Genomic DNA, 17,072 nt, shown 5'->3' on the forward strand with positions numbered 1-17,072 from the left:
GGGTGTGGGGGTGGGTCAGCCGGGCTCTTCGTAGCCGAGGGCGTCGTCGATGTCGGCGTCGTCGCGGGCGAGGAAGCTCGCCAGCCGTTCGACGGCGTCCTCGAACCGGGGGTTCAGGTCCACGAACGCGCGGAGCCGGTCGGCCACCCACTCCAGCGTGACCTGCTCCTCGCCGCGCCGCTCGGCGAGCTCCTCGATGCCGCGATCAGTGAAGTACATCGGTCAGCTGAACGCCTTGTCGATCAACTCGGCCTGCTCGACCTCGTGCACCTTCGACGAGCCGGCCGCCGGGGCCGCCATCCGCCGCCGCGAGACCCGCTTGAGCCCCGACAGGCGCTCGGGCAGCTTGTCCGGCAGCTCCAGGCCGAAGTACGGCCAGGCGCCCTGGTTGGCCGGCTCCTCCTGAACCCAGCGGATGTCGCGGGCGTTCGGGTAGCGCTCCAGCACCGCGGCGAGCTGACGGTCGGGCAGCGGGTAGAGCTGCTCGATGCGGACCAGCGCGGTGTCGGTGATCTCCCGCTTGTCCCGGGCCGCGGACAGCTCCCAGTAGAGCTTGCCGCTGCACAGCAGGAGCTTCTGCACGTCGCTGGCCGGGCCGTCGTTCGTGCGGTAGCGCGGGTCGTCGATGACCGTGCGGAACCGGCCGCCGGTGAAGTCGGACAGCGGGCTGACGACCTGCTTGGCGCGCAGCATCCACTTCGGCGTGAACACCACCAGCGGGCGGCGCACCCCGTCGAGGGCCTGCCGGCGCAGCAGGTGGAAGTAGTTCGCCGGCTCGCTGGGCACCGCGACCGTCATCGAGCCCTCGGCGCACAGCTGCAGGAACCGCTCGATACGGCCCGAGGAGTGGTCCGGGCCCTGGCCCTCGAGACCGTGCGGCAGCAGCAGCACGACGTCGGACATCTGGCCCCACTTCGCCTCACCGGACGAGATGAACTCGTCGATGATCGACTGCGCGCCGTTGACGAAGTCGCCGAACTGCGCCTCCCAGAGCACCAGTGCGTCCGGGTTGGCCACCGAGTAGCCGTACTCGAAGCCGACCGCGGCGAACTCCGACAGTGCCGAGTCGTAGGGCAGGAAGCGCTCCTGGTCCTCCGACAGGTTGCGCAGCGGGTAGTACTCCTCGCCGGTCTTGCGGTCGATCACCACGGAGTGCCGCTGCACGAACGTGCCGCGCCGGGAGTCCTGGCCGGACAGCCGGACCAGCTTGCCGTCCATGGCGAGCGAACCGAGCCCGATCAGTTCGGCGAAGGCCCAGTCCACGTTGCCCTCGCGCGACATGGTGTAGCGCCGCTGCAGCACGGGCTTGACCCGCGGGTGCACCGTGAAGCCCTCGGGCAGGTTGGCGTGCGCGTCACCGATGCGGTGGACGACCTCCAGCGGGATCGAGGTGTCCAGGTCGGTCGGGACCGACTGCTCCTGCTCGACCGACGGGCTCACGACCGCCGGGGTCTTCTCCAGCTCGCGAACCTCGTTGAACACGTGCTCGAGCTGGTTGGAGAAGTCGCGCAGCGCGTGCTCGGCCTCCTCCATGGAGATGTCGCCACGGCCGATCAGCGACTCGGTGTAGATCTTGCGGACGCTGCGCTTGGCGTCGATCACGTCGTACATCGCCGGCTGGGTCATCGACGGGTCGTCGCCCTCGTTGTGGCCGCGGCGCCGGTAGCAGAGCATGTCGATCACGACGTCGTTGTTCCAGCGCTGCCGGTACTCCACCGCCAGCTTGGCCACCCAGACGCAGGCCTCGGGGTCGTCGCCGTTCACGTGGAAGACCGGAGCGCCGATCATCTTGGCCACGTCGGTGCAGTACTGCGACGAGCGCGAGTGCTCGGGGGCGGTGGTGAAGCCGACCTGGTTGTTGATCACGACGTGCACCGTGCCGCCGGTGCGGTAGCCGCGCAGCAGCGCCAGGTTCAGCGTCTCGGCCACCACTCCCTGGCCGGCGAACGCCGCGTCGCCGTGCAGCAGCAGCGGCAGCACGGTGAAGCCGCCCTCGCCCTTGTCGAGCAGGTCCTGCTTGGCCCGCACGATGCCCTCGAGCACCGGGTCGACGGCTTCCAGGTGCGAGGGGTTGGACGCCAGCGAGACCACGGTCTCGCCGTCGCCGAACATCCGGAAGTACTTGCCCTCGGCGCCCAGGTGGTACTTCACGTCGCCGGAGCCGTGCGCCTGGCCCGGGTCCAGGTTGCCCTCGAACTCGCGGAAGATCTGGCTGATCGGCTTGCCGACGATGTTGGCCAGCACGTTGAGCCGACCGCGATGCGGCATGCCGATGACGACCTCGTCGAGCTCGTCCTCGGCCGCCTTGTCCAGGACCGCGTCGAGCAGTGGGATGACGGTCTCGCCGCCCTCCAGGGAGAACCGCTTCTGCCCGACGTACTTGGTCTGCAGGAAGGTCTCGAACGCCTCGGCCGCGTTGAGCTTCGACAGGACGTACTTCTGCTCGGCGGGCGACGGCTTCTGGTGCGGGACCTCGATGCGTTCCTGCAGCCAGGTGCGCTGCTCGGGGGCGGCGATGTGCATGTACTCGGTGCCGATGGTGCGGCAGTAGGAGTCGCGCAGCAGGCCGAGCACATCGCGCAGCTTCATGTGCGCCTGCCCGCCGAAGCCGCCGACCGCGAACTCCCGATCGAGGTCCCAGAGCGTGAGGCCGTGGCTGAGCACGTCCAGGTCGGGGTGGCGGCGCTGGCGGTAGTTCAGCGGGTCGGTGTCGGCCATCAGGTGCCCGCGGGTGCGGTAGGACTCGATGAGCTCCAGCACCCGGGCGGTCTTGTCGACCTCGCCCTCGGGGATGTCCTGCACCCAGCGCACGGGCTCGTAGGGCACCCGCAACGACGTGAAGATCTCGTCGTAGAAGCCGTCCTCACCGAGCAGCAGCTGGTGCACCCGGCGCAGGAAGTCGCCGGACTCGGCGCCCTGAATGATCCGGTGGTCGTATGTCGACGTCAGCGTGATGATCTTGCTGATGCCGAGGTCGGCGAGCCGCTCGTCGCTCGCGCCCTGGAACTCGGCGGGGTACTCCATCGCCCCGACGCCGATGATCGCGCCCTGGCCCTGCATCAGCCGCGGCACCGAATGGTTGGTGCCGAGCGTTCCCGGGTTGGTGAGGCTGATCGTGGTGCCCGCGAAGTCCTCCGCGGTCAGACTGCCGTTGCGCGCCTTGCGCACCATGTCCTCGTAGGCCGACCAGAACTGGGCGAAGGTCATCGTCTCGCAGCCCTTGATGGACACGACGACGAGGGAGCGCTGCCCGTTCTTGCCCGGCAGGTCGATCGCGAGACCGAGGTTCACGTGCTCGGGCTGGACGACCGTGGGCTTGCCGTCGGTCTCCACGAAGTGCCGGTTCATCACCGGGACGTCGGACAGCGCCTTCACGACGGCGTAGCCGATCAGGTGCGTGAAGGAGATCTTGCCGCCGCGGGTCCGCTTGAGCTGGTTGTTGATCACGACCCGGTTGTCGGCGAGCAGCTTCGCCGGAACCGCGCGCACGCTGGTGGCCGTCGGCACGGCGAGCGAGGCGTTCATGTTCTTGACCACGGCGTTCGCGGCGCCGCGCAGCGGGGTCACCGCGCCGTCGCTGCCGGTGGGGGCGGGCTTGGCGGCCTGCGAGGTGCTGCCGGCGGCGGGCTTGCCCCCGCCGGTGGCCGGGGCCTTGGTGGCGCCGTCGGCCTGCGCGACCTTGCCGTTGGCCGGAGGGGTGTCCATCGCGCGACGGTCGGCAACCCGGCGCTTCTCGGTCGGCTCGGCGGGCTCTGCTGCCGGGGTGGTCGGGGCGGACACCGCGGCCTCGCGGGTGGTGTCGCTGCTGTCGGGGGTCCTGGTGGGCCCGTCGGCGTCGGTCTCGCCGGGGCGGTAGTCGGCGAAGAACTCGTGCCACGCGGGGTCGATCCCGGAAGGATCGTCGAGGAAGCGCTGGTACATCTCCTCGACGAGCCACTCGTTGGGGCCGAACTGGCTCGCCTGGCTGGAGGTACTGCTGCTGGACACGCTCTCAACCGCCTTGGATCGCATAACTCAATCGTGTTCGCCGATGACCGGCGCTCAGGTTAGTCCCCGAGCCGCGCGGCCGGGTACCGCACGCGGGGGTCGGCGTGGTGGAGCGCACGTTCGTGACGTCGGGATCGGCGGCGTGGCCGGTGGCACTGGCCCTCGGGCGCGTTCCGGGTCACACTTCGCGGTGAGATCATTCCCGGGTCTCCCGGGATGCCGCGCCGAGAGAGGTCAGCGATCCATGGCCCGTCCGCCCCTGCCACCGTTCGACGCCGACACCGCAGCGCAGAAGGTCCAGGCCGCGGAGGACGCCTGGAACACCCGGGACCCCGAGAAGGTGGCGCAGGCGTACTCGGAGGACTCCGTGTGGCGTAATCGCGACGAGTTCGTCACCGGGCGTGCCGAGATCGCCGACCTGCTGCGTCGCAAGTGGGCGCGGGAGCTCGACTACGCCCTGCGCAAGGACCTGTGGGCGTTCGAGAGCAACCGCATCGCCGTGCGCTTCCAGTACGAGTCCCGCGACGTCGAGGGGCAGTGGTGGCGCAGCTACGGCAACGAGCTGTGGGAGTTCGACGACGAGGGGTACATGCGCCGCCGCGAGGCGAGCATCAACGACGTGCGCATCGAGGAGTCGGAGCGGCGGATCCACGGCCCGCGCCCGGAGTCCGAGCGCGGGGCCGTGCAGCCGCTGCGGTGAGTACGGGACGGGCTAGGAGATCCACTCCTTGACCTGGGAGAGCACCTTCGGGGCGTCCGCGCTGATGGGGTTGACGTGCAGGTGGGTCACGCCGGCCTCGCGCAGCGCGGCGATCCGTTCCTTGACGAACGACGGCGGGCCGATCAGCGTGACCCGGTCGATGAAGTCGTCGGGCAGCGCGGCCGCCGCCTCCTCCTTCCTGCCGTCGAGGTAGAGCTCCTGGATCAGCTTGGCCTCGTCGGCGTACCCCTGGCGTCGGAAGACGGTGTTGTAGAAGTTGCGACCGCGGGCACCCATGCCGCCGATGTAGAGCGCGTACATGCCGCGCGCGAGCTGGCGGGCCGGCGCGAACATCTCCTCCTCGATCGCCAGGATCCCGCCGCCGGTCATCTGCAGCGGGCCCAGTTCGGGGGCGCGCTTGGCGAACCCGGCGTCGAGTGCGGGGCCGAACACCTCGCGGACCTTCTCCGGCATCAGCACGTGCGGCAGCCAGCCGTTCGCGAGCTCGGCGGTCATCTCGACGTTCTTGTCGCCCAGCGAGGCGACCCAGATCGGGATGTCGGCGCGCTTCGGGTGGTTGATCAGCTTGAGCGGCTTGCCCAGCCCGGTGCCCTGGCCCTCGGGCAGCGGGATCGGGTAGAGCCCGTCGTGGGTCAGCCGCTCGCGACGCCAGACCTTGCGGCAGATGTCGATGATCTCCCGGGTGCGGGCGATGGGCTTGTCGTAGACGACGCCGTGGAAGCCCTCGATGACCTGCGGGCCGGAGGCCCCGAGGCCGAGGATCATGCGCCCGTCCGAGAGGGCGTCCAGACCGGCCGCGGTCATCGCGGTCAGCGTCGGGGTGCGGCTGTAGATCGGCAGGATGCCGGAGCCGATCTCGATGCGCTCGGTCCTGGCCGCGAGGTAGCCCATCAGTGACACGGCGTCGTAGCTGTACGCCTCGGCAACCCAGACGACGTCCAGGCCGGCCTGCTCCAGGGCGACCACCGCCTCGGCGTTGCGGATGGGGTCGTCGCCGTACTGGAGTTGCGTGGACAGCTTCATGGGTGTGGTCCTAACGCAGGAGTTACTCGCCAGTCAAGTAACGCGCGGGGGTGCGCGGCCACGGGGCGCCGAGGGCCTCGGACCCGCCGCACGAGGCCCGGTCCCGCGGGCACGCGAGCCGCCGGAGAACGGATCCCGGATGGAGTATTGACACCACCCGCGCAGTCGCGGCTAGTGTTCAGACCACCAGATCACCTGAAATCCCCTCCTCTGGAGAACGGATCACCGGTCTGGGGTCGGGAGGACGTAGTTCGAACGAGCGTGCCGCGGTGCCGGCCGCTCCGCCTGAACCGCCCGTCAGCACACGGCACGGAGCAACGACCACATCACGCAAGGGAGCAGCGATGTCTTCGCTCGACTACACCTACCAGCACATCGACGACCACATCGACCGCTCGAACTGGGTCGCGCCGACGATCGACCCCGAGAAGACGATGCTGCTGGTCCTGGACATGCAGAAGGCGTGCGCGGAGCCCGGTGGCGCGATGTACATCCCGAGCGTCGGCGGCGCCCCCGAGGGCAAGGACGTCATCCAGCCCGTCGTCAACGTGCTGGAGGCCTGCCGGGCGAAGGGCATCCCGGTCGTGTGGTCGCTGTGGGGCCTGCGCGGTGACGGCAAGGACGCCGGGCACGCCGAGAAGAAGTGGGGCCTCGAGGGCCAGCTGGCGAGCTTCCCCGGCAGCTGGGGCAACGGTGGTGACGAGCTGGTCGACGAGCTCGAGCCGCTGCCCGACGAGCCGGTCATGCGCAAGCACCGCTTCAGCTCGTTCTACGGCACCGCGCTGACCGAGTACATGCGCAAGGCGGGCTGCGACACCCTCGTCGTCGCGGGCCTGTCCACCGGCAACTGCCAGATCGCCACCGCGATCGACGGCTGCAACCAGGACTTCAAGATCGTCGTTCTCGCCGACACCACCGCGGCCATCCCGTCGGGCAAGGACGACCCGCTGGGCTACGGCCAGCACTGGGAGGCCCTGCGCAACATCCAGGCCAACCACGGCGACGTGCGCACCAGCATCGAGTTCCTCGAGCTCATCGGCGCCTGAGCGCCTCCGGGGCCCCGCGCGGGGTGGGGCCCCGGACTTCCACCCGCTCCATCACCCCTGACGACCGACGACAAAGGACGTGAGATGTCGCTTTCCGGTAAGCGTGTTGCCCTGCTGATCGAGGACGAGTACCAGATCCTCGAGGGCTGGTACCCCTACCTGCGCCTGCAGGAGGCCGGCGCCGATGTCCGTGTGATCGGCAGCGGCACCAAGGACAGCTACGACAGCAAGGAGCACTACCCGATGGCGGCGGACGCCGCCGCCGCGGACGTGTCGGCGGCCGACTTCGACGCCGTGGTCATCCCCGGCGGGTTCGCGCCGGACAACATGCGCCTGCACCAGGAGATGGTCGACCTGGTCAAGGACGCCTACGAGTCCGGCAAGCTGGTCGCCGCGATCTGCCACGGCGGCTGGATGCTCGCCTCCGCGGGCGCCACCAAGGGCCGCAAGATCACCGGCTACCTGCCGATCAAGGTCGACGTGGAGAACGCCGGCGGCACCTGGGTCGACGAGCCGGTCGTCGAGGACGGCAACGTCATCACCTCCCGCACGCCGGTCGACCTGCCCGACTTCGGCCGGGCCATCGTCAGCTACCTCGAGCGCGTCTGACCGACGCCGGTCGACGACGTCCCGCAAAGGAGAGGGAACGTGACTGATCTGAGCCTGACCTCCCATGATGCGAGGCCCCCACTGGGTGGCTGGCTCCCGGGTGTCCGGCTGACCGAGGCGCAGGCTGCGGTCCTGAACGCCGCGGCGGACGAGCTCATCCCGGGTGGGGAGGGCTTCCCGGCGCCCAGCGAGGTCGACGTGATCTCGTTCATCGCCCGGTACGTGGCGCCGTCGGGGGTGAAGCCGAAGTGGTTCCCCTTCTTCGGGGAGGACGAGCTCCGCGTCCGGCTGGACGCGCTGGGACAGGGCTTCGTCGACTCGACCTCGGCGCAGCGCGTGGCGGTTCTGGAAGGGCTGGAGCGCGACGAGGCCGAGTTCTTCACGCGCCTGCGGGACGTCGTCTACCACGCGTACTACTCGCGGCCCGAGGTCATCCGGGCCATGAACCGCAACCTGACCGCGGCCAAGGACTACCGCAACTCGCCGCAGCCCTACGGCTACTCCGACGTCATGGACGACTGGGACGACGAGCTGCTGAGCCGGGTGCGCGGCACGTACATCCGGACCGAGGACGTCCGGCGGGTCGAGATCCCCGCCGACCTCCCCCTGACCACCGCACCCCGCCAGGCGCAGGTCTCGCTCGAGACCACCGAGCCGCTGCCCGCCCCGTCGGGCGGGTGAGCCGGATGCGTACCACATCTGAGATGCAGGAGACCGAGAGCTGATGGCGGCGTACACCGAGACCGACGTCCTGGTGATCGGGGCGGGTGCGAGCGGCGGCGCGATGAGCAAGCGGCTCAGCGACGGGGGGCTCAAGGTCGTCTGCCTCGAGCAGGGCGACTGGATCCACGCGATGGACCACCCGCACACCTACGACGGCTGGGAGATCGAGCGCCGGCGGAGCTGGTCGTTCGAGCCGAACGTCCGCCAGCTCCCCGAGGACTACCCGACCACCGGGAACACCACGCCCTACATCTACACCGGAGTGGGCGGCTCCACCCTGCACTACGCCGGGGCCTGGCCGCGGTTCAAGCCGGTCGACTTCCGCAAGGGCACCGAGCACGGCGTCGAGGGCACGATCGACTGGCCCATCAGCTACGAGGAGCTCGAGCCTTTCTACGCGATCAACGACGCCGAGATCGGCGTCGCGCGGCGGACCGGTGACCCGGGCAACCCGGCGCGCCCCGAGGGCTGGGGGCCGGCGAGCCGCGGGGGCAAGGTCGGGCACAAGATGGGGTCGGGCTTCGACAAGCTCGGCTGGCACTGGTGGCCCGCCGACAACGCGATCCTCACCCGGGCCAAGGACGCCCGGCTGGCCTGCAACGACTGTGGTTTCTGCCTGGCCGGCTGCCCGCGGCACTCCATCGCGTCGACCGACGTGTCGTACTGGCCCAAGGCCCTGCGCAACGGCGTCGACCTGCGCGTGAACGCCCGGGTCGAGCAGATCAACACGAAGAACGGCCGCGCGACCGGGGCCACCTACATCGACCGGGTCACCGGGCAGCGCCACGAGGTGCGCGCGGGGATCGTCGTGCTGGCCGCGAACTCCATCGGCACGCCCCGGCTGCTGCTGATGTCCGCCCAGAAGGGACACCCGGACGGGCTGGCCAACTCAGGCGGCCTCGTCGGCACGCACCTGATGTTCCACAGCTGGTCCTTCGTGGACTTCTGGTTCGACGAGCCGCTGGAGGGCTTCAAGGGCCCGGAGCCCGCCGTGCTCTACAGCCAGGAGTTCTACGACACCGACCCGTCCCGGGGCTTCGTCAACGGGTTCTCGCTGCAGGTCGGCACCGCCCTGGGCGCCGCCACCAGCGCGCTCGGGACCAACACCGGCAACATCGCGCCCTGGGGCGCGGGGCACCGCAGGTTCTTCAACGAGCACTTCGGCCGGCACGCACTGATCTACGTGCAGGGCGAGGACCTGCCGGTCCGCACCAACCGGGTCACGCTCGACCCCGAGGTGAAGGACTCGAGCGGCCTGCCCGCGCCGCACGTGCACTACGACCTGCACGAGAACGACCGCCGGCTCGTCGCGTGGGGACTCGAGCGCGCCCAGGAGGCCGCGGCGGCTGCCGGCGGCGTCATCGACACCGCCACCACCGGCATCGGCGGCATCGACGGGCCGCCGCCCGGCTGGCACATCATGGGCACCTGCCGGATGGGCAACACCCCCGAGGACTCGGTCACCAACAAGTGGAACCAGACCTGGGACGTGCCCAATCTGTTCATCGCCGACGCGAGCGCGCTCACCACGGGCGCCGCGGTCAACCCGACCAGCACGCTGCAGGCCGTCGCGGTCCGCGCCGCGGAGTACATCAAGCGTCGCCACCGCGACATCGCGTCGCAGACGACGACCCCGAGCAACGCCGACGCCCCCGGTCTGTAGCGGACTCGGCTTCCCTCCCTTTCCCCTTCCGCCCGTCCGAGGGCGCTCTCCCTCGGACTTCGGGCACGTCATCGCGCCTCGGCACCGCTGCCGATGCGGAGAGGAGAGCATTGTGCGTCACGCCAAGAAGCCCGATCAGGTCGACGCGATCGTCGTCGGCCTCGGTGCCACCGGGGCCACCGCGGCCAAGGTGCTCAGCGAGGCCGGCCTGAAGGTCGTCGGGTTCGACCGCGGCCCGTGGCTGTCGGCGAAGGACCACTACTCCGGCGACGAGCTCAAGTTCGTCAACCGCAACTACCTGTGGCCGGACCCGAACCTGTTCCCCCGGACCCTGCGGCACGACGAGACCTCGGCCGCCGAGCGCTTCCCGTTCTCGCCCACCCCGCAGCTGGTCGGTGGCGGCACGAACCACTGGGCCGGCTGGGTACCCCGCCCGCGCGAGTCGGACTTCATGGTCCGCAGCCTGCACGGTGACATCGAGGGCGCGAGCCTGGCCGACTGGCCGATCCGCTACGAGCACCTCGAGCCCTACCTGACCAAGGTCGAGTGGGAATTCGGCATCTCCGGCATCGCCGGCGCCGACAAGTACGAGCCGTTCCGCAGCAAGGCCTACCCGAGCGAGCCGCTGCGCCCGACGAAGTTCGGCAAGCGCTTCTACGAGGCCTGCAACAAGATGGGGATCAACGGCTTCCCCATTCCGCACGCGATGGTGACGAACAACCACAAGGGCCGCGACCCGTTCAACACCACCAGCTTCTGGAACCAGTACGGCGACCCGAGCACCGCGCGGTCGAACACGCTGACCACCTTCATCCCCGAGGCGGTCGCGACCGGCAACTTCGAGCTGCGGTCCGAGTCCTTCGTCCGCGAGATCACCGTCGGCAAGGACGGCCGGGCGACCGGCGTCGTCTACATCGACCCGGACGGCAACGAGGTCGTCCAGGAGGCGAAGGTCGTCGTCCTCGGCCTCGGGGCGATCGAGTCCGCCCGCCTGATGCTGATGTCGAAGTCCCCGCAGTTCCCCGACGGCCTGGGCAACTCCAGCGGCATGGTCGGTAAGAACGCGACCTTCCACGAGTACGTCTTCGCGGTCGGCCTGTTCGACCAGGAGATCGACGACCCGCTGCACGGCTGGGCCGGCAACTACATCAGCGGTGGCACCTTCGAGTTCTACGAGACCGACGAGAACCGCGGACACATCGGTGGCTGCCTGATCTCGGCCTCGCAGACCTGCCACCCGATCAACTGGGTGTTCCCGGGCCGGCCCCAGTGGGGGCAGTCGCTCAAGGATGCCGATCGCAGCTACTTCAACTTCGCGATGAAGATCGGCGCGATCCTGCACGACATGCCGGTCGAGTCGAACCGCGTCGACCTCGACCCCACGGTCAAGGACGCCTGGGGCCTCCCGGTCGCCCGGATCACGCACAAGCCGCACGCCAACGACGTCGCCATGAGCAAGTGGCAGGTCGACAAGAACGCCGAGATCCTGCAGGTGGCCGGCGCGCGCAAGACCGTCCCGGTCTATCTCGACCGGATGACCGGCAACACCTGCCACCAGCACGGAACCGCGCGCATGGGCACCGACCCGTCGAAGACGGTGCTCAACGAGTGGTGCCAGTCCCACGACGTGGACAACCTCTTCGTCGTCGACGGGTCCTGCTTCCCGACCTCGACCGGCGTCAACCCGACGCTGACCATGATGGCCAACGCCTGGCGCGTGTCGGAGTACATCGCGGACGTCTGGTCCAAGGGCCGCGAAGAGCACATCACGCTGGCCGGCTGACCCGACAGCCCCGTCAACCCCTAGGAAAGGAGGACGTCGTGACCCTGAAGGCTGACTGGGAGATCGTCGGTTCCCCGATCGACCCCGACTCCGACGAGCGGTTGTTCTTCACCGACCACGAGTGGGACACGATCGAGGCGGCCGCCGCCCGCATCATCCCCACCGACCACGACCCGGGCGCCCGCGAGGCACGCGTCGTCGTGTTCATCGACCGCTACCTGTCGGGCATCGACTACATCTTCGCCGCCGCCGACGGCAGCGGCTTCCTCAAGCTGACCGGCAAGTTCGCCGACGCCTGGCGGGCGCGCATGTTCGACATGCAGCAGACCTACCGCGACGGCATCAAGGCGCTCGACGCCGTCGCCCGGGACCAGTTCTCGAAGGCCTTCAAGGACCTCGGGGAGTCGGAGCAGGACCTCGTGCTGGAGGCCTTCTCCGGCGCGCCGAAGCCCGGTCCGGTCACCCTCGGCTCGAGCCTCGCGGTCGGGACGTTCCTGCAGGGCACGTTCGACCAGGGCCTGCCGTTCTTCGAGGCGCTGTGCCTGCACACCCGCCAGGGCTTCTACTGCGACCCGGTCTACGGCGGGAACAAGGACCAGATCGGCTGGAAGATCATCGGTTTCCCCGGGCCGAAGTCGCTCAAGGACACCATGGACGGCACGTACAGCACGACCGAGTACTTCGTCGAGGAGTACGACTGGAACGAGCTCGTCCCGCACCTCGGCAAGGCCGGCTGATGAAGATCACCGCCGTCGAGGCGACACCCCTCGGCTCTCCGCTCGACGAACCGCTGCGGTGGGGCGCGATGGTGGTCGGGACGAAGGGCGGCATCGTCGTCCGCGTCACCACCGACGAGGGGCTCGTCGGGATCGGCGAGGCGGGGTTCTCCTCGGAGTACTTCTCGACCGTCGGGCCGATCATCAACCACCAGCTCGCTCCGATGCTCATCGGGCGCGACCCCCGCGACATCGGCGCGATCTGGCAGCAGATGCTGGAGTCGACCCACATGTGGGGCCGCCGCGGCATCGAGACGTATGCGATCAGCGGCGTCGACATCGCGCTGTGGGACCTGCTCGGAAAGATCAGCGGCCAGCCCGTCTACCGGCTGCTGGGCGCCTCCAAGCCGAAGGTGCGGGCCTACTTCGCGCCGTCGCTCAAGCCCGTGGACCAGATCGTCGACGAGGCCAAGCTGGCCGTCGGCGACGGCTTCACCGCGATGAAGCTGCGCGTCACCGCTGACATCGACGGCGCGGTGGAGCTGGTCGGCTCGGTGCGCGACGCCGTCGGCACCGGGATCGACATCGCGGTCGACGCCAACATGTCCTACGACCGGCGCGGCGCGCTGCAGCTCGCCCGCGAGCTCGAGGCCTTCGGGGTGGCCTGGCTGGAGGAGCCGATCCTCTCCCGCAGCCTGACCCAGTACGTCGACGACCACACGTGGCTGGCCGACCGGGTGTCGATCAAGCTCTCCGGCGGGGAGTCCCTGCTGACCCGGTTCGAGTTCATCGACCTGGTGACCCGGCGGACGTTCGACATCCTCCAGCCCGACGCCACGAGCGTCGGCGGGATCTCCGAGGCGAAGCGGGTGGCCGACCTGGCCAGCACGTGGAACCTCAGCTGCGTGCCGCACATCGCGTGCTCCTCGGGGACCGGCATCGCGCTGGCCGCCGGCCTGCACATGATCCTGGCCTGCGAGAACACCCCGCTGATCGAGGTCGACGCCTACGGCGGTCCGGGCTGGGACGGGATGCTGGTCAACCCGCTCGTGGTCTCCGACGGGTACCTGGCGGCGCTGGACGCGCCCGGGCTGGGCGTCGAGCTCGCCGCGGGCGCCGACGAGCGGTTCGCCGTGTCCGCGGACGCCGCACGACCCACCGGTGGTGCGCTCCCCCCGGGCGCCCGGAGAGATTCGGCGCGGTGACCGGCACCAGGTCCGCCCTCGAGGTCCGGGACCCCCGGCTGCACGACGTCGTGGCCGACGAGCCGCTGCGCCGTGTGGTCACGGGGTTCCGGTTCCTCGAGGGCCCGGTGTGGCACCCGGGCGAGCGGTCGCTGGTGTTCAGCGACATCCCCGCCGCCCGGATGTCGGTGTTGTCGGCCGACGGCGAGGTCAGGGTCTTCCGCGACCCCAGCCATATGGCGAACGGGAACGCCTACGACCGGCAGGGCCGGCTGCTCACGTGCGAGCACGCGACCAGCAGGCTGGTCCGGCGGGAGGCGGACGGCTCGCTGGTCACCCTCGCGGACCGCTACCAGGGCAGGGAGCTGAACAGCCCCAACGACGTGGTCGTGGCCCGCGACGGGACGATCTTCTTCACCGATCCCGGCTACGGTCGCGCCGTGCCCTACGGGGTGCCGCGTGAGCGGGAGCTGCCCTTCTGCGGGGTCTACCGGCTCGGCGGCCGCGGCCTGGAGCTGCTGACCGACGACGTCGAGGGGCCCAACGGGTTGTGCCTGTCGCTCGACGAGCGTTACCTGTTCGTCGCCGACACCGAGCGGATGCACATCCGCCGGTTCGAGCTCACCGCCGGCGGCGTGACCGGCGGCGAGGTCTGGGCGCGGACCACGGGCGCCGGCCCCGGTGAGCCCGACGGCCTCAAGATCGACAGCGCCGGAAACCTGTTCGGCTGCGGGCCGGGCGGGATCCACGTGTTCGACCCCGCGGGGCAGCCGCTCGGCGTCATCGGGGTCCCGGAGACCACCGCCAACTTCACCTGGGGCGACGACGACATGTGCTCGCTCTACGTCTGTGCCAGCACGACGCTCTACCGGTTCCGGACCCGGGTTCCCGGCATCCGGGCGTTCTGAGGAGGAACCAGCCATGACCCTGTCCGCGGCTCAGGAGCGGATCGCCGATCGCATCCGCACCGCACGGATCGTCCCGGTCCTCCGGGCGCCCGACGCCGACGCCGGCCGGGTCATCGCGCTGCGGCTGATCGCGGCGGGCCTGGACGTCCTCGAACTCACCGCGACGATCCCCGGCTGGCCGGACCTCGTCACGGCGGTGAAGGCCGAGGCGCCGGACGCCGTGGTCGGGCTGGGCACGGTGCGCACCGCGGCCGATGCGGAGGCCGCGCTGGCGCACGGCGCGGACTTCCTGGTGAGCCCGCATCCGGTTCCGGCGGCGCGGGCGATCACCGCCGCGGCGGACGTGCCCTTCGTCGAAGGCGGGATCACCCCGGCCGAGATCGGGGCCGCCGCCGATCGCGGTATCGCGAAGATGTTCCCCGCCCACCTCGGCGGACCGCAGTACCTCAAGTCGGTGCTGTCGATCCTGCCCGGGGCCCGGATCATCCCCACCGGGGGCATCGCCGTCCGCGACGTCGCCGCATGGCTCGACGCCGGCGCCTTCGCGGTGGGCGTGGGCAGTGACGTGTACGCCGCCGACGACCCGGAGGCGAAGGTGGCAGAGCTGCGCGACCTCATCGGAGCGGGGCGGTCATGACCCGGGTGGCCGCCATCGGTGAGTGCATGGTCGAGCTGACCCACCGGGGCGAGGACACACTCGCCCTCGGCTTCGCCGGGGACACCTTCAACACCGCGGTCTACCTGGCACGCAGCACGCCGGCGCAGGACGTGAGCATCGACTACGTCACCGCGGTGGGCGACGACTGGTACAGCGAGCGGCTGCTGGCAGCCGTCGCCGCGGAGGGCATCGGCACCGGACTGGTGCAGCGTGTCCCCGGGCACTCGCCCGGCCTGTACCTCGTCCGGACCGACGGCGCGGGGGAGCGCAGCTTCACCTACCACCGGTCCGAATCGCCCGCCCGGCGCCTGTTCGACGCCGATTCGCCGGAGCGGATCGACCAGGCGGTCGTCGAGAGCGACGTCGTCTACCTGTCGGCGATCACGCTGCAGATCCTCTCCGAGCCGGCCCGTGAGCGGCTGTGGGCGGCGCTGGCGGCGGGCCGGGCCCGCGGCGGGCGCGTCGTGTTCGACAGCAACTACCGCCCGCGCGGCTGGCCCACCGTGGCCGCCGCCCGGGCGGCGGTGCAGCGCACCCTGCAGCTGACCGACGTGTACCTGCCCACCTTCGAGGATGAGCAGGCGCTGTTCGGTGACCGGGACGCCCAGGCGTGCGCGATCCGCCTGGCCGCTCTCGGCATCACCGAAGTCGTGATCAAGAACGGGTCGGACGGGTGCCTGGTGGTCGCCGGCGGCGAGGCGGCGGTGACGGTCCCGGCGCAATCCGGGGTCGCCGTCGTCGACACGACCGCGGCCGGTGACTCCTTCAACGCGGGGTACCTGGCCGCGCGGCTGCGGGGCGAGCCGCCGTGGCAGGCGGCCTCGGCGGGGCACCGGCTGGCTGCCATCGTGGTCGGCCGCCCGGGCGCGATCGTCCCCGACGAGGTGCTGCCGCGCCGCGAGCTGCTGCTGGGCTCTCCATGACCACGTCCTGGCGATCCCGGGTGCGTCGGCCCCGCGCCCGCTTGACAGCGAGATGCCTACCATTACTTTTCAGACCACCGGACCACTGGTCACCCTCGTTGAGCGGTTGTGCGCAGGAACGGGACAGCGGCCGACACGAGAGGAGGGTGCGAGATGACCGGAACGACTCGCGGGGGCATCGAGCCCGTCCGCCGGCTGAAGGTTGCGGACTCCGTCGCCGAGCAACTCGAGTTGATGATCACGCGGGGGGACTACGCGCCGGGTGACAAGCTCCCGCCCGAGCGGGTGCTCGCCGAGCAGTTCGCCGTCGGGCGCAGCTCGATGCGCGAGGCGATCCGCGTGGTGGAGGCGAACGGGCTGCTCCGTACCGACCACGGGGTCGGCGTGTTCGTCGTCAGCAACACCCGCCGGGCGCCCGACCTGTCCGAGCTGCTGGTGCTCGACGAGTTCACGGTCCCGGAGCTGTTCGAGGTCCGGATCACGCTCGAACGCGACGCGGCCGGATTGGCGGCCCAGCGCATCACCCCGGACGAGGCGGCCGAACTCCAGGGCATCATCGCGGCCATGGCGGACCCCGGTCTGAGCGACGCGGCGTTCGTCGGGCTCGACGCCGACCTGCACCGCGCGATCGCACGGGTGACGAAGAACCGGCTGCTGATCAAGTTGTACTCCACCATCGAGCCACTGTTCGTCGACTACTCCCACCAGGTCGTCGGGCTGCCCGGGCGCCGCGACGGTGCCCACTCCGGGCACTGCGCGATCGTCGAGGCGGTCGTCGGACGACGGGTCCGCGATGCCCGGACCGCGGCGGTGCGGCACATCCGGGACGTCGAGCGTGACATCGTCGCGCACCTGGAGCACTCGGCTCCGGCGGGCCGGAGTGCGGCGTCGGGATCCTGAACCCGAGCTGCGACGGCCCGATGGGCGACCACATCAACGGTATCGATCCGGATCCGGACCTGCGTCTGGGGTGTCGTCATCTCCGTCACGACGTCGTGCTCGTCGAGATGGCCGGTGAACCGGACATCCTCACCGCGCCGTAGCTGCGGGCCTGCCTGGTGGAGCAGGCAGCGGCTGCTCGAGCTGACCGGACCGGCGGCATCCTTCAGCATCCATCCCGATGTGTCC

General features: G+C 70.2%; 16 protein-coding genes. 13 read left to right on the plus strand and 3 right to left on the minus strand.

The features are described from left to right. Positions 1 to 15 precede the first annotated feature (15 nt). Positions 16 to 219, minus strand: a complete 204-nt coding sequence (locus tag HF519_RS17160) for a DUF6104 family protein (protein WP_169413970.1) — start codon at positions 217 to 219, stop codon at positions 16 to 18. A gap of 3 nt (positions 220 to 222) precedes the next feature. Continuing rightward, the gene (locus tag HF519_RS17165; protein ID WP_438826405.1) at positions 223 to 3,921 is read right to left on the minus strand and encodes a multifunctional oxoglutarate decarboxylase/oxoglutarate dehydrogenase thiamine pyrophosphate-binding subunit/dihydrolipoyllysine-residue succinyltransferase subunit; all 3,699 of its coding nucleotides are present in this window, start codon (positions 3,919 to 3,921) and stop codon (positions 223 to 225) included. A 310-nt stretch (positions 3,922 to 4,231) separates the two neighbouring features. Here HF519_RS17165 and HF519_RS17170 point away from each other — a divergent pair, with 310 nt between their 5' ends. Continuing rightward, positions 4,232 to 4,687, plus strand: coding sequence for a nuclear transport factor 2 family protein (locus HF519_RS17170; protein ID WP_169413972.1), 456 nt, complete (start codon positions 4,232 to 4,234; stop codon positions 4,685 to 4,687). 12 nt (positions 4,688 to 4,699) lie between these two features. Here the strand turns inward: HF519_RS17170 and HF519_RS17175 are convergent, their stop codons facing one another. Beyond that, complete coding sequence (locus HF519_RS17175; RefSeq protein WP_169413973.1) at positions 4,700 to 5,731, minus strand: LLM class F420-dependent oxidoreductase; 1,032 nt, start codon at positions 5,729 to 5,731, stop codon at positions 4,700 to 4,702. A 344-nt stretch (positions 5,732 to 6,075) separates the two neighbouring features. Between HF519_RS17175 and HF519_RS17180 the strand changes: the two genes are divergently transcribed. The 12 genes from HF519_RS17180 (at position 6,076) to HF519_RS32435 (ending at position 16,987) form a co-directional block, all read left to right on the plus strand. Next, a complete protein-coding gene (locus HF519_RS17180) occupies positions 6,076 to 6,777 on the plus strand; it encodes a cysteine hydrolase family protein (RefSeq protein ID WP_169413974.1) in 702 nt (233 codons plus the stop codon). An 84-nt stretch (positions 6,778 to 6,861) separates the two neighbouring features. After that, a complete protein-coding gene (locus HF519_RS17185) occupies positions 6,862 to 7,386 on the plus strand; it encodes a type 1 glutamine amidotransferase domain-containing protein (protein WP_169413975.1) in 525 nt (174 codons plus the stop codon). 39 nt (positions 7,387 to 7,425) lie between these two features. Then, positions 7,426 to 8,067, plus strand: coding sequence for a gluconate 2-dehydrogenase subunit 3 family protein (locus HF519_RS17190; protein WP_169413976.1), 642 nt, complete (start codon positions 7,426 to 7,428; stop codon positions 8,065 to 8,067). A gap of 43 nt (positions 8,068 to 8,110) precedes the next feature. After that, positions 8,111 to 9,772 (plus strand): GMC family oxidoreductase, encoded by a 1,662-nt coding sequence (locus tag HF519_RS17195; RefSeq protein ID WP_169413977.1) that lies wholly within the window; start codon positions 8,111 to 8,113, stop codon positions 9,770 to 9,772. Between the two features lie 112 nt (positions 9,773 to 9,884). After that, positions 9,885 to 11,555 (plus strand): GMC family oxidoreductase, encoded by a 1,671-nt coding sequence (locus HF519_RS32945; protein WP_169413978.1) that lies wholly within the window; start codon positions 9,885 to 9,887, stop codon positions 11,553 to 11,555. 38 nt (positions 11,556 to 11,593) lie between these two features. Next, the gene (locus HF519_RS17205) at positions 11,594 to 12,292 is read left to right on the plus strand and encodes a gluconate 2-dehydrogenase subunit 3 family protein (protein ID WP_169413979.1); all 699 of its coding nucleotides are present in this window, start codon (positions 11,594 to 11,596) and stop codon (positions 12,290 to 12,292) included. Continuing rightward, entirely contained in the window at positions 12,292 to 13,476 is a 1,185-nt protein-coding gene (locus HF519_RS17210) for a mandelate racemase/muconate lactonizing enzyme family protein (RefSeq protein ID WP_169413980.1), read from the plus strand. The genes HF519_RS17205 and HF519_RS17210 overlap by 1 nt, the downstream gene beginning before the upstream one ends. Beyond that, complete coding sequence (locus tag HF519_RS17215; protein ID WP_211170160.1) at positions 13,473 to 14,363, plus strand: SMP-30/gluconolactonase/LRE family protein; 891 nt, start codon at positions 13,473 to 13,475, stop codon at positions 14,361 to 14,363. Before HF519_RS17210 ends, HF519_RS17215 begins: the two co-directional genes overlap by 4 nt. A gap of 13 nt (positions 14,364 to 14,376) precedes the next feature. Continuing rightward, positions 14,377 to 15,000: a bifunctional 4-hydroxy-2-oxoglutarate aldolase/2-dehydro-3-deoxy-phosphogluconate aldolase gene (locus tag HF519_RS17220; protein WP_169413981.1), complete on the plus strand. Its 624-nt coding sequence runs from the start codon at positions 14,377 to 14,379 to the stop codon at positions 14,998 to 15,000. Beyond that, entirely contained in the window at positions 14,997 to 15,944 is a 948-nt protein-coding gene (locus tag HF519_RS17225) for a sugar kinase (RefSeq protein WP_169413982.1), read from the plus strand. Before HF519_RS17220 ends, HF519_RS17225 begins: the two co-directional genes overlap by 4 nt. Before the next feature lie 153 nt (positions 15,945 to 16,097). After that, on the plus strand, positions 16,098 to 16,844 hold the full coding sequence (locus HF519_RS17230) for a FadR/GntR family transcriptional regulator (RefSeq protein WP_169413983.1): 747 nt from the start codon (positions 16,098 to 16,100) through the stop codon (positions 16,842 to 16,844). Positions 16,845 to 16,864: 20 nt separating this feature from the next. Beyond that, a complete protein-coding gene (locus tag HF519_RS32435) occupies positions 16,865 to 16,987 on the plus strand; it encodes a hypothetical protein (protein ID WP_281358555.1) in 123 nt (40 codons plus the stop codon). Positions 16,988 to 17,072: the final 85 nt, after the last annotated feature.

Origin of the sequence: Pseudonocardia bannensis (genome assembly GCF_012911875.1) — a bacterium.
GTDB lineage: Bacteria > Actinomycetota > Actinomycetes > Mycobacteriales > Pseudonocardiaceae > Pseudonocardia > Pseudonocardia bannensis.